Source organism: Peribacillus sp. GL_122, from assembly GCF_057835005.1.
Window position 1 is genome coordinate 3,428,250 of record NZ_CM174415.1, and the last position, 12,083, is coordinate 3,440,332.

The window sequence follows — 12,083 nt, forward strand, 5'->3', positions numbered from 1 at the left end:
TATATTCAACATCCCAACCATCTGTCCCCTTTTAAATATGGATGCATATAAATATCTTACCTCAAAAAAAGAGCCCAACTGGAGCTTCCGTTGGACTCGATATCATTCTTCATAATAATTTTTTTATATCCTCTTCCATTTCCAGAGGTTTTGTTTTAGGTGCATACCGGCTCACTATATTTCCATTACGATCAATCAAGAACTTTGTAAAATTCCATTTTATCGATTTGGACCCCATCACTCCAGGAGCATTTTCAGTCAGGTAGCTGAATAAGGGATGGGCTTCCTTGCCATTGACATTCACTTTTGCAAACATCGGGAATGTTATACCATGATTCAATTTGCAGTATGAGTCGATTTCCAGATCATCACCAGGCTCCTGATTCAAAAACTGATTACAAGGAAAACCAAGCACGACTACCCCATCCTCTTTATATCGCACATACAGGCTTTGCAAATCATCATACTGTGGCGAAAAACCGCATTTGCTTGCGGTATTCACTATAATCATCACTTTCCCTCTATATTCCTCAAGCGAGATGGTTTCGCCATTGATTTTATTGACTTCAAATTCGTAAATGGACATGTATGATCTCTCCCTTTAGTATGATGATTCATTTTACCGTATTTAAAGGTAGGTTTACCAACTTTTATCCTTTCCTTTCATCCCTGAATCTTCACTGCTTGTATGGATTGAATCAAATACTCTACCATGTCTTCCAAATCATCCATTTGTTCTTCTTTTACAAGCCTTCCAAATGAAACTTTATATATAGAAGAAGTAACGTGTTGCATTTTTTTACTCACCGTATCGCTGGTCGTCACTGTAATGATTCTCTGATCTCCCCAAATTTTTTCCAGTTCATTTAACAATTGTTCAGCATTCACTTCATCCAGCTTTTTGGGAAAAGTAATGAAAATATCGACTGTGCAGCCCGAATGAGTTTCATCAATAGCTGCATCGAGTAACTCCGAACTTAAGTTCTTGAGTGAAGCCTGTAACTCAATCGCACCGCTAATCGAAATAGGCGCGTTTGGTTTTTTCAATTCCATCTCAATCTTATATGATCTGGACATAGTCGAGAGATTAACTATATCATCACGTTTTATGACCAATATATCTCCAATGAAGTCACGATCGTAAACCGCTCCTTCCAAAACCACTTTCATGTTCTCAAATGCTGTAGGATCAAACAATCTCCAAACACCTCTCCAACTTCATAGTTTATGTATTCATGAACTTCCCATTTTACCATTCCCAGGCCATTTCCTTCGGGATTTACAAGAAATTATTAAAATAGCTTTTCTATTCAATAATTTTCTATATAATTAAAATATTATGATTTTTGAAGAAGGAGGCTAATCATGCCAATCAGAATTCCGGAACAACTGCCAGCAAGGGAAATTTTAGAACAGGAAAATATCTTCGTAATGGATGAGGAAAGAGCTACCAATCAGGAAATCCGTCCATTGAATATATTAATATTAAACCTGATGCCAGAGAAAGAAAAAACGGAGGCCCAGTTACTGCGCTTTCTTGGCAATACTCCGATTCAAGTAAATATATCATTCCTGCGCTTGAGCACACATGAATCAAAAAACACAAGTAAATTTCATTTAGATCAATTTTATAAATCATTTAATGATATCCGCACGAAGAAGTATGACGGCTTGATAATTACAGGTGCTCCAGTAGAAAAGCTCGAATTTTCAGATGTTAATTATTGGGAAGAACTGCAGAGTATCATGAACTGGTCAAGTGAAAATGTCACATCCACCCTACATATTTGTTGGGGGGCACAAGCTGCCCTGTACCATCATTATGGAATAGGCAAATACGAACTTCCAGAGAAATGCTTCGGGATATACACCCATGAGGTCCTTGAACCGAATGAAAATCTAGTCCGCGGATTCGATGATTATTTTATGGCCCCTCATTCTCGCCATACGGATATTGACTATCAAAAATTAGTTAACCATCCAGAACTGAAGGTTCTCGCACAGTCCGATCAAGCTGGTGTATTGATTGCTGCTTCAGTTGATGGAAAAAGAATTATGGTTACCGGCCATTTTGAGTATGATGCCGATACCCTTGGTGAAGAATACAAGCGCGATAGGGAGCGTGGAATCAATACGCAACTCCCTGAAAATTACTTTCCTGATAACGATCCGACCAAGGTACCTCTTCACCGCTGGAAGAGCCATTGCAGCCTGATGTTCTCGAATTGGCTGAACTATTATGTCTACCAATCAACCCCTTATGAGTGGGATTGAAAGGGTAAGAAAAAAGAAGCTTTCACGTTTAAGTGAATCGTTTTTTGGTCAGCCACTTCCGATTATCATGGGAAACAACCTGAGTTTCTGACTCAGGTTGTTTGTTTCATGATTCCTTATTGCCGAAATAAACCTCTTCAAAAGGTTGGACGACCACAAATCCTTGACCTTCGAATTTCATTTGAACGGATTCTCCGCTTCCCCTACCAAAAAACGACTTCAGTGAAACATCCGTTACGAATTCAGGCTGCAATTCCCCAGACCAAGCCACTGTGGCATTCGGGTCAGTATAGACTGGATTCCCATGTTCCACCATTAAAGTAAGCGGCTCATAATGGGAAGTGAATGCGACCATGCCTCTCCCCTCGAGCCTTACGTTGAACAATCCCCCCGCCAATAATCCGGCAATGCGCCGCATCATTTTTATATCCCATTGAATCCCCGGCTCAAATGCAAGTAAATCATTTCCGTTAACACAGATCGATTCCCCATTTAACTGTAAAATGGAAATCTTCTTTCCTTGATCCGCGACGTATAGCTTTCCGCTTCCAGTCGCTTTCATCAAAGATGCACCCTCACCAGTCAAAGCCTTTTTGAAGAGTTTACCAAGACCATGCTCCAAGATACCTTCCCGCTCGAATTTAATTTGTCCGCGATAAGAAACCATCGTCCCCATTTTTGCCCAGATCTGCTGTTCCAAATTAATCTCCAGGATTCGTTCCGTTTCAAGTTCGAATAAACCTTGCCCTTTATCCTGCTGTTTCGTCTTTTCAACAAATTGATCGATTTGATACTTCTCCATCACTGCCCCACCTCTTTTTGAAGGAGGAAAAGCCACATGAACGATACAGCTTGCTTTAACTCCTTTGAAAAATGCCCCAGCTTTGTATAGTCCACCCCTCTCTTTGCAACGCCGGTATCAGCCACTGCCTTCCATCCGGTTTCTAAAGCCATTTTTTCAAATTCCCAAGGCTGCATTGTATTCATGATGACTTTATCTCCTAATAACCGTTGAAAACTGAATTTTTTTCGTGGTTCAGCTGTTGGACCAAGTATACCAAAACAGGCATAACCGCCAGGCTTTATTACCCGTTGAATTTCCTTCATCACCGTTAATGGTTCACCCGTATATTCCAAAGAATTAATGACCATTGCCGCATCCAGTTCTTCATCTTTGAATGGAAGATTATAAAAATCCCCTTGCAGGAAAGAAAGTTCTGGTTGTTGAGCGGTTTTCCCCTTTGCAAATTCAATCATCACATTGGATAAATCAACTCCGGTTACTTCAAATCCCGCTTCGGCCAATTTCAAGGAACCAACTCCATCTCCACAGCCAATGTCAGCCACCTTCACTTTCGAAGGTACATATTCAGAAAAGAAAGGAATAATGTTTTTCCGGCTCCCCGTTTCCCACATTTCTTGCGAGTTCTTCACCCACATAGGTGCAAAAACATCCCATTCCTTTTTCGATTCTTTATGCCATGTATGTAAATTCATCAGAAATTCCCCCTCCTAATTAAGCAAGTTCCTACTATATTAAAAACACTCAGTTTCCAGAATCAAAATAACGGGGCTTCTTTATAGCTATTCTGCTCAAAATTAAAAAATCCTCTTTTATAACTTCGTTCAGGAATACAGATGATTTTCAAATACATAAAAAAAAACTGCCAACGGCAGCTTATTTTGAATTTTCTTCATTTCTTTTTTGTATCTTTCGTAAATCCTCGACACGGTCAGGAGATTCTTCAAAGAATTCAACCAGGTCTCCAATCCTATCGATGGCATTCCAGCTAAGGTGGTGTTCGATCCCCTCTACATCATGATAAATATTTTCTTCCTTGACCCCAATCAACCTTAGCATCTGTTCTAAAAGTTCATGCCGGTATACGAGCCTTTTACCAACTTTTTTCCCATTTGCAGTTAAAACGAGACCTCGGTACTTTTCGTATATCAAATATTTTTCTTGATCAAGTTTTTGAACCATTTTTGTAACTGAAGAAGGGTGGACGGAAAGATTTTCGGCAATATCGGAAACTCTTGCATATCCTTTTTCTTCAATAAGTAAATAAATTTGTTCTATGTAATCCTCCATGCTCGGTGTAGGCATTCGGAATCCTCCCATTCAAACGCATATCTAAAAATTTTACTATATAAACGACCCTGAAACAAGATGATATAAGTCTCAGGGCGCCTTTAATGATGTTTCTTCTCAAGTTTGCTTGACGTTTTGTTCTGTTGGGAATGTAAAACTGATCTTCTTTTCAGAGTCGGACCAAGATAATATGGCATCAAAGGTCTTTTCCCCTTTTTTAAAACCGCTTATCAAATCCGTTTCACCGCTCGCCAACAGCTTTTTTATATTTGCTTGACTAATTTTCTTATTAAGGATTTTTTTGGAGATTGTAAAGTTACACTTTGTTTTTTGATAACTTACACATCCATAGAATTCCCCTTTATCGACAATCTTAGAACCGCATAGTTTACAGCTGCCCACAGATGCTGAACTTCTCTTATTAGGGCCGCTCCGTTGAATCGACTCGGTGTCCAGCCCTTGAAAATCCCAGCTTTCCGATGATTCCACGGCATCACTGATTATTTTTGCTGACATCTTTTTAACAGCTTCCATAAATCCGCCAGCTGAAGCCTTCCCTTCACCGATTTCCCTTAAACGCTGTTCCCATTTGGCTGTCATCTCGGGTGAAGCCAGGATTTTCTCCCCAATCGCGGTAATCAGCACTTTCCCTTTATCAGTCGCAAATACCTGGTTTTTTTTGACATTGATGTATTTACGGTCTTTGAGCATGGTAATGATGCCAGCCCGGGTTGCTTCGGTTCCAAGACCCTCGGTTTTCATCAGCACCTTTTCTAACTCTTCATTATCCAGATGCTTTCCGGCAGTCTTCATCAAAGTGATCAGCTGACCTTCTGTATAGCGCTTAGGAGGCTGGGTTTTTCCTTCTTTCACCTTTATATTGGCGACCTTTCCAGAATCCCCTTTTGAGACGGACGGCAAAATGATATCATCGTCTTCCTTGTCATTTTGGAAAATCACTTTGCGCCATCCCTCTTGAATCTGCTGCTTTCCTTTAGAAATGAATTCGGCACGCTTATCGACAAGCGTTTTAATGGTGGTGTAATCGAAAATGGCTTTCTCATAATGGGCCGCAATCAAGCGGCGTACCACCAAGTCATAAATATTCCGTTCTTCAGCGGAAAGCCGCTTTGGGTCGGTTACCTGCTCCGTCGGGATGATGGCATAGTGATCAGTCACTTTCTTTTCATTTACAAACCGTTTATTATTCATGATGTTCGGTTGTGGCAAAGGAAACAGGGATTCATATTCCGAAAATCCGCTTAGTTTTTGCAAAATATCGGGAAATGTTTCAGCTTCCCCCTCCGTCACATAATTGGAATCTGAACGTGGATAAGAAACGATCCCTTTTTGATATAAACTTTGTACTATATCAAGCGTCTGTTTCGGCGAATATTTATAAATCTTGTTCACTGTCGCTTGCAATGACGAGAGATTAAATAACAAAGGCGGCTGAAATTCTTTCCTTTCTGTATCCATTTCAGCTATTTCAGCTTCCTTACCCTTGCAAAAAGCGGCAATTTTATCCGCCATTTCTTTTGTCTTGATTCTCGGATCATTGTTCTGCTGCCATTTTCCCTGATATTTCTTTCCATCCATCTTGAAGTCAGCGAACACTTCCCAGAACGGTTCAGACTTGAATTGCTCAATTTCCATTTCCCGCTTCACAATCAAGGCGAGAGTCGGTGTCTGAACCCTTCCAGCTGAAAACACATCCGAAACGCCCCTTTGTTTCAATAAAATACTATATGCTCTCGACGCATTCATTCCCACAACCCAGTCCGCGCAAGCTCTCGTATATGCTTCATAATAGAGCGGCCTGGTTTTTTCCTCGCTCTTCAGATTTTGGAATCCCTCATAAATCGCTTTTGGGGTCAAAGAGGAAATCCATAAACGTTTCATCGGTTTATTGACATTGCATAGATTAACGATGTTGCGGACAATCAATTCTCCTTCACGCCCGGCATCACCTGCATGAATGATTTCATCGACTTCCTGTTTCCTGAGCAAAGTCTTTACAACATTGAATTGCTTTGCCTTTTGTCGGGTCACTTCATATTGAAATTTCTCAGGAATCATCGGCAACGTTTCCATCGACCATTTTTTCCATTTTGAATGATAGGTTTCCGGCGAAACGAGTTGACATAAATGACCGACTGCCCAAGTTACATAAGCTCCATCGGGAAAAAGTTCATTCGGCATAATTTCTATATAGCCTTGCTGTTTCTTCGTTTTAAATTGAGCCGCTAGCGTTGAACCTTGATCTGGTTTCTCCGCAATGATTAGCTTCATGTTCATCTTCACCTAATCCGTTAAAAAATATCTTCCCCTATCATTATACCTTAATTATCACAATCGGCTAGATATGACTTCGTTTTTACTGAACTGTTCTATAGGAAACATTAAATGATTGCTTAACTTCGGTGAATAGTGAGGTTTTCAGGCAGATGATAAACCTGTCTTAATATAGGAGGATTAATAGGTAAAAAAAAAAAGCTTCACTATTGGATGGTCAGTATAGATTAGGGGGAATCGGAGTATATACAAAAGAAACAAGCGCGATGTTAAACTTCGCCCATAGTTTTTCACTGTTTAGTTATTTATTGATATTATTCATACAAAAGCTAAAGGTATAGGTACTTCGTTTATCTTCCATTCTCTCTATTCTCCTTTTTACTTCCTTGCCGAACTCTATATAATATATCCAATATCTACCGGAACTCCCACTATTCATATCCCATCAAGGGTGAATAATTCATTTTATATTTTGAATGCTAAATCTAATGAAGGAAAATGTTACTTAATACTATCGTTATTCAAAGGTTCTGTTTCAAATATAGAAACTTTTTCTCTTTTTTTGAATCTTATTTCTCAATATTTTATTATGAACAACGTACGAAAGAGAGGTGAATCCATTGAAGCAATACGAAGTAGCTACACTGAAAAAAGGACTTCTAATTTTAGATGCTTTGCAAGAAAAGGATATGACACTTCGTGAAGTTATACAAACATTCTCATTTAATAAATCAACGGCTTTTCGTTTGTTATATACCCTTGAAATAATGGGCTATGTCAAAAAAATTGATAATTCCTATAGTCTTACTAATAAGATGGGATCTTTATCCACTTCCTATAACTCAAAAGCAAATTGGTTATCGGTTCCACCTTTACATGAGTTGAGTAGCGAAGTTGGAGAAACAGCCTATGTTGGAATCCTTTATGGAACGGATGTAGTCACCGTACAAGTTGTTGACGGACCTCATTCTATGAGGGCACACTCAGAGGTTGGTGACCGGGCTCCTGTCCACTTAAGCGCTCTAGGAAAAGTCATATTAGCTTTTTTAGACAAAACCAAGCTCGAAAGAATCCTTAAAGAATTAACATTAGTGCAAAATACAAAAAATACATTTGCAGACTTGCATTTATTAAAAGAACACCTAAAGGTCATTCGTAAGCAAGGATACGCAGTAGATGACGAAGAGACAGAAATAGGTTTACGCTGTATTGCTGCTCCTGTCATCTTTGAGGGAAATATGATTTCAGCAGTTGCGATAGCTGGTCCAGCCCTTCGGTTGAATAAAAAATTAGATAAAGCTTTAAGTAAAAAACTTATTCAATGTAGTTCGCGTATATCGAAAATGCTTTGATGGAAAACACCCTAAAATTTGAGGAGGGGGAATAGATTAAAGAGATGTCAACAAAAGTATACATTGCATTATTTTCTTTGGCCATTAGTGCTTTTGCCATTGGAACAACTGAGTTCGTCATTGTAGGCTTACTTCAAACAGTTGCTGATGATCTATCTATTTCGGTGACAAAAGCTGGCGCTTTAATTTCTGGTTATGCAGTAGCAATAGCTGTTGGAACTCCAATTGTAATAGCTATTACAGGGCGTATTCCGAAAAAAGGATTTTTACTAATCTTAATGATTGTTTTCATTTTAGGTAACGCAGTTTCGGCCATTGCAGAAACATATGAAGTATTAATTATCTCACGAGTTATTACTGCTATCGCACATGGTGTATTTTTTGCAATTGCAGCTACAGTTGCTGCCGATATCGTACCAGAAAACAAAAAAGGAACAGCTATTTCAATTATGTTTACCGGATTAACAGTAGCAACCATAGCTGGTGTTCCAATGGGGACTTATATCGGACAACAGTTTGGTTGGCGCGCTACATTTGGTGTGGTAGCTGTACTCGGCATTATTGGGCTAATCGTAAATGTATTTGCCGTTGATAAAGTGAACAGACAAACAAATCCTCCTACTCTTAAAGATGTAGGGCAACTTGTGAAAAATGAACGAATTCTACTGGCACTATTAATGACCGCATTAGGTTTTGGTGGAACTTTTTCGTTATTTACCTACCTCGCTCCTATACTGGAAAAAATCAGTGGGTACTCAGCTGGATCTATTTCATTGCTGCTTTTAGTTTATGGAGTTGCCGTTGCCATTGGAAATATAGTAGGTGGGAAAATGGCCAATCAGCATCCAGTTAAATCATTACGCTTCGTCTTTTTACTCCAAGGTATCGTACTTTTATTACAAATGATATTACTACCTAATAAAGGTTTAAGTATTTTATCTATTATTTTGTTAGGTTTATTTGCATTTATGATGTCTCCAGGAGTTCAAGCGTACATTGTAACGCTTGCTGAAAAATTGGTTCCTTCTGCAATAGATATTGCATCTGCACTAAATATATCAGCCTTTAATGTAGGGATCGCTGCAGGATCTACCTTTGGTGGATTAGCAGTAGACTATTTAACGTATTTAGATACGGCATGGATTGGTGCCATTATGGTGGCATTCGCATTTCTTCTATCCGTACTGAATTATAAATTAGATAAAAAACAAAAATTATTTTAAGGGAGAGTTTATTTATGAACTTACAACAACTAGAAAACGTAGAAAAGGAATTACAATTTGAAACATTTACAAATGAAGATGCTCTAAATCTTGGTATGACATTAATTAATTATGCCAAAGAAAATAACAAAGCAGTAGCTATTCATATTGAGCGTAATCGAGTACCTTTATTCACCCATCTAATGGATGGTACTTCTGAAGAAAATGTATTTTGGCTATATCGAAAAAAACGCGTAGTGGATCATTACAACAGAAGCTCACATTATATTGGAGCAAGATTCGAAAAGCAAGGAACGCCCCATGATGAAAGCTCTCTTCTTCAATCATCTGATTATCAAGCTATAGGCGGATCTTTCCCTATACGTATTAAAGACATAGGCGTAATTGGGAGTGTAACAGTAGCAGGGCTTACACCTCAACTTGATCACGATTATGCTGTCGAGGGAGTAAAACGTTTCTTAAAAAAATAAGGAGTTTATAAACAAATGGTTGTCGAACATGCCATGTTATTCATCAAAGAAGAGTTAGTGGAGGAATTTATACAGAAAAATTAACGAAGCATTCCCTATCTTAAGCAGTTCTGAGGGGTACTTATCTCACAAACTGCTCCGAAATAAAGAGAATCCAACTCATTTTTTACTCGTTGTTAATTGGAATAGTTTAGAAGACCATATTGATGGCTTTGTAGGGAGTGCTAAATTCAAGAAATGGGACTCTATGCTCAGATACTTCTTTAATAGTTATCCAAAAATCTTGCACTATACAGAACTAAAATATGATTAATCAACAGGTACCTGTCAAGTATACAGTTATAAAAGACTGCCTTTATGAGGCATGAGTTCGGTATTCAATCGGACTCATGCCTCATTTGTTTTGTATGTCAAAAAGTTTTAAACAGTAGCTGAATGCTCTTAAACTTTTCCACCGAGACCAATGATTTAAATAATATAAACAAAAAAATTTTTTTTAAAAAACATTCAACAATCTGGCCCAATTGTTGAACAAAGATCAAAACGCACTCTTGAACTAACCTCCCTCTATAAACATTGATGTATCAACGGTTTGCACCACTCGGTGTATTAGGGTAATTATTTTTTCATTCTACTTTTAAACAGAGTATTGAAATTCTGGTTTTTATTACTAAATTGAGCATACGCTTCGCTAAAACTAATGGAAATCATCAGCTATTTTCTCCACTATGTGATGCACAATAGATCTCTGCGAAACTTATGATGACGTACCCTCCCATGTCTCTTAGCGTCATTTGCGCTTACATTCCTTCGTTCGGTCTATTCATAAGGCAGAGGCCTGCTTAAGCTGCCCCGGGGACTCTTGGTCTTAGTTTAGTAATGTTGCTGGCTTCTCCGTGTCATCCTTCTTGTTATAAATCGATAGTTAGAAATGCTTACGCTTCCTCTGAGAGGCAGTAGAGATCCTTCATCATATTCTGCTCATTAAAATGGACTTTCTTTTTACAAATACCATGCAATACTTTCAACAATTTACCACAGAGTACCACCATCGATTGCTTTCCGCGTAAGGGATTTTGTTGGCGTGTTGTGTAATATTCATGAAGCTGTTTAAACCCCTCGTTGTGACGAATGAGTGGTACTATTACTTTGAAAAGAATATATCTAAGTCGCTTTCTTCCTCGTTTGGAGATATGTTTTTGTCCCTTATGTTGACCAGATGAGTTTTCACGTAATGTTAATCCCGCTAGTTTAATCAATTGGCGTGGATTTTCATAAAGTGAAAAACTTCCAACTTCTGAAAGCAAATCAACAATGGTTGCATCTCCTAATCCAGGAACTGAAGCCAGCAGCTCATATTCCATAGTTGTTTGGGCCATTTCGGATAATTGACTATTCACAGATTCAATTTCGTTTTCTAGTAAGCGATACTGACGCAGGAGCGTGGCAATTTCATGTCGGGCCATCTGTGTCCCTTCTGTCAGTCCAATTGAGTTCGTCGCTGCTTCAATAAGTAGCTTTGCTTTTGGTAGCTGTGGGGCTCTCATTCCCTTTACCTTACGGTAAAGAAAGACAAGCTCCTCAGCACTTTTTCCATCGATATCCTGTGGCAACGGAGTCATTTCCAATGTAGCTAGAGCCATCTTTCCGAAAGCCGGAAAGACTTGAGTAAACTCGGGAAAATAACGATCAAGCCAACGAATGATTCGGTTTTTAATACTCGCTAAATCTTCCGTTAACTTTGAACGAAGAGTAGATCCGATACGAAGTTCTGCTTCTACTTCTTTTAATAAACGTGGATAGCTAAAACGCCCATCTTTCAATAAACGAGCGATGACTAATGCATCTTTTTTATCGTTCTTTGTCGGTAAATTATCGTCCAGTTCCTTCGATCGATTGACATGCATTGGATTCACCATGACTAGTGGTATGCCGTAATGATCTAAGAAATTAGCTAAGTTCATCCAGTAGTGGCCTGTTGGCTCAATTCCAACAATTACTTCTGTTTTCTTAGCTTCCTTCATCGTTTGACGAATCTTTTCATACAGGTGTTCAAAGCCCTCTTTTGATTGATGTACTGCGAAGGCTTTTTCTATCACGCGCCCTCGTTCATCAACAAAACAAGCGTAATGAACACGCTTGGCAATATCCATACCAACAACGAGTGTATTTTCAGTAACTTGATTAATTTTTTCATTCCATTTAAACTGCATAGAGAAGTCCTCCTTGTTTGATCCTGAGTCAATGGTCGTTGACACTCATGCATCATACAAGAGGGCTCTTTTTCTTTCAAGACTTCGAACATCCTCCTAACAGGAATGCTGCCCCGTTAGTGCCATAAGAAAATGAAGTAAAGCACCCTTTAATTAGACAACAA

At 38.8% G+C, this 12,083-nt stretch carries 12 protein-coding genes; 5 read left to right on the top strand and 7 right to left on the bottom strand.

Features of this window, described 5'->3' with window-relative positions; translation table 11 throughout:
• Window positions 1-109: 109 nt before the first annotated feature.
• Window positions 110-586, bottom strand: a complete 477-nt coding sequence (locus AC3ISB_RS16510) for a glutathione peroxidase (protein ID WP_098369309.1) — start codon at window positions 584-586, stop codon at window positions 110-112.
• Between the two features lie 77 nt (window positions 587-663).
• A complete protein-coding gene (locus AC3ISB_RS16515; protein WP_141994635.1) occupies window positions 664-1,197 on the bottom strand; it encodes a hypothetical protein in 534 nt (177 codons plus the stop codon).
• A gap of 168 nt (window positions 1,198-1,365) precedes the next feature.
• On the opposite strand from AC3ISB_RS16515, the gene metA reads away from it, so the two are divergent.
• On the top strand, window positions 1,366-2,274 hold the full coding sequence (gene metA, locus AC3ISB_RS16520; RefSeq protein WP_098369307.1) for a homoserine O-acetyltransferase MetA: 909 nt from the start codon (window positions 1,366-1,368) through the stop codon (window positions 2,272-2,274).
• Window positions 2,275-2,380: 106 nt separating this feature from the next.
• Here the strand turns inward: metA and AC3ISB_RS16525 are convergent, their stop codons facing one another.
• The 4 genes from AC3ISB_RS16525 to AC3ISB_RS16540 all read right to left on the bottom strand — a co-directional run bounded on the left by AC3ISB_RS16525 (window position 2,381) and on the right by AC3ISB_RS16540 (window position 6,658).
• On the bottom strand, window positions 2,381-3,076 hold the full coding sequence (locus tag AC3ISB_RS16525) for an AIM24 family protein (protein WP_098369306.1): 696 nt from the start codon (window positions 3,074-3,076) through the stop codon (window positions 2,381-2,383).
• On the bottom strand, window positions 3,076-3,771 hold the full coding sequence (locus tag AC3ISB_RS16530) for a class I SAM-dependent methyltransferase (RefSeq protein WP_098369305.1): 696 nt from the start codon (window positions 3,769-3,771) through the stop codon (window positions 3,076-3,078). The genes AC3ISB_RS16525 and AC3ISB_RS16530 overlap by 1 nt, the downstream gene beginning before the upstream one ends.
• 181 nt (window positions 3,772-3,952) lie before the next feature.
• Entirely contained in the window at window positions 3,953-4,381 is a 429-nt protein-coding gene (gene mntR, locus AC3ISB_RS16535) for a transcriptional regulator MntR (RefSeq protein ID WP_063234342.1), read from the bottom strand.
• A 102-nt stretch (window positions 4,382-4,483) separates the two neighbouring features.
• The gene (locus AC3ISB_RS16540) at window positions 4,484-6,658 is read right to left on the bottom strand and encodes a DNA topoisomerase III (RefSeq protein ID WP_489273729.1); all 2,175 of its coding nucleotides are present in this window, start codon (window positions 6,656-6,658) and stop codon (window positions 4,484-4,486) included.
• A 623-nt stretch (window positions 6,659-7,281) separates the two neighbouring features.
• Between AC3ISB_RS16540 and AC3ISB_RS16545 the strand changes: the two genes are divergently transcribed.
• The 4 genes from AC3ISB_RS16545 to AC3ISB_RS16560 all read left to right on the top strand — a co-directional run bounded on the left by AC3ISB_RS16545 (window position 7,282) and on the right by AC3ISB_RS16560 (window position 10,019).
• Complete coding sequence (locus tag AC3ISB_RS16545; RefSeq protein ID WP_141994632.1) at window positions 7,282-8,013, top strand: IclR family transcriptional regulator; 732 nt, start codon at window positions 7,282-7,284, stop codon at window positions 8,011-8,013.
• A gap of 44 nt (window positions 8,014-8,057) precedes the next feature.
• Entirely contained in the window at window positions 8,058-9,236 is a 1,179-nt protein-coding gene (locus AC3ISB_RS16550; RefSeq protein ID WP_141994631.1) for an MFS transporter, read from the top strand.
• Window positions 9,237-9,250: 14 nt separating this feature from the next.
• Entirely contained in the window at window positions 9,251-9,706 is a 456-nt protein-coding gene (locus AC3ISB_RS16555) for a heme-degrading domain-containing protein (RefSeq protein ID WP_141994630.1), read from the top strand.
• A 97-nt stretch (window positions 9,707-9,803) separates the two neighbouring features.
• Window positions 9,804-10,019 carry an antibiotic biosynthesis monooxygenase family protein gene (locus AC3ISB_RS16560; RefSeq protein ID WP_489276951.1) on the top strand — a complete coding sequence of 72 codons (216 nt, stop codon included), beginning with the start codon at window positions 9,804-9,806 and terminating at the stop codon, window positions 10,017-10,019.
• 622 nt (window positions 10,020-10,641) lie between these two features.
• On the opposite strand, the gene AC3ISB_RS16565 is transcribed toward AC3ISB_RS16560, so the two are convergent.
• Window positions 10,642-11,919 carry an IS110 family RNA-guided transposase gene (locus tag AC3ISB_RS16565; protein WP_489273730.1) on the bottom strand — a complete coding sequence of 426 codons (1,278 nt, stop codon included), beginning with the start codon at window positions 11,917-11,919 and terminating at the stop codon, window positions 10,642-10,644.
• Window positions 11,920-12,083 lie beyond the last annotated feature (164 nt).